Origin of the sequence: Streptomyces sp. NPDC057010, assembly GCF_042673805.1 — a bacterium.
Taxonomy (GTDB): Bacteria; Actinomycetota; Actinomycetes; order Streptomycetales; family Streptomycetaceae; genus Streptomyces.
Genome location: NZ_JBHUSC010000140.1, coordinates 1 through 1135 on the forward strand (window position 1 = coordinate 1; position 1135 = coordinate 1135).

Consider the following 1135-nt stretch of genomic DNA (forward strand, 5'->3'; position numbering starts at 1 on the left):
GTCACATTGCCGCTACCCGGCTGCCCGTTCCCCGTTGCCGCAAATGCCACCGTTCCGCCCGCATTCACGTTCGATCCGCGATTCGTCACGCTGTCTTCGGAAAACGCGCTCCTGCTATGGCTGCTGCCGACGCTGACCTCGACCTTGAACTGAGGCGTCTCGCCAGCCCCGAGAGATCTAACCAGATCGCCTGCGGCTAAGTTCGCATCCCACGCCGCACTCGCCGCGGCCATCCCATGCAGCGCTGCTGCACGGCCATCCTGGCTATTACTGGATGCACGCGATTGACCCACCGCATTCGACACCGCATCGATGACCGGCGCCTTCAGCGCCAACGTCAGGCCGCTCTTCGACACTTCCTGCGTCTCGCCGCGGTGGTTCGTGTCCTGCGCGGCGTCGATCGTCACGTTTGCACCAGTCCCGCTGAGATTCTTCGCTGCGATCAGGTCGCTACCCGTCACGTGCAGGTCGTTTCCAGCGGTGATGCTGACGTTGCCCTTCAGCGAACCGATCGTGCTGCTGTTGTTCGACACCTCGCTCGTCTGGCTGGTCGTCTTCAACGAACTGCTGCCGATCGACACGGACAGGCCACCGCCCGACATCAGCCCCGACTCCTTCTTGTCGTAGTAGCTCGACGACTGCAAGGTATCCAGCGACGTCGTCACCGTCACGTTGCGTGCGGCAGTGAGCGTCACATCGTTCGTTCCGACGATGGTGCTGCCCCCAACATAGACGTCCTTTCCGCTGACAATGTTCACGCCGTCTGCCGATACCAGACTGCCGCGATTGAGCGTCATCGTCTGGTCGATCCCGCTCGCAACCTTCACGCCGCTTACGACATTGCTGTGGCTGTGCGTTTCGTGCGAGTTGAGTTCATGTGTCTCGGTCGCCGCGCCGACATTCACATCGCCGGCCGCAAGCAGGTTTGCGTTGCCCTTGTCGAGGCTGAGCGAGCTACCGGAGAGCGTTATATCCTTGCCCGACACGATATTGACCGTGTCGCCGCCCTTGAGCATCGTGCCGGTCAGTGCCTGATCGGACGTGTGCAGCGTCTCCGCATAGCTGCCGTGACTGTCGCTGCCCGAACTGTTGCTGTTCACGGTCGACGTCGCACTCGCCGCGCCGAGCGTCACGT

General features: G+C 62.2%; 1 protein-coding gene. It reads right to left on the minus strand.

The annotated features are described in order from the left end of the window. Positions 1 to 1100, minus strand: a 1100-nt coding sequence (locus ACFTXQ_RS36650) for a hemagglutinin repeat-containing protein (protein ID WP_382650014.1), incomplete at its 3' end; no start/stop codon positions are given. Positions 1101 to 1135: the final 35 nt, after the last annotated feature.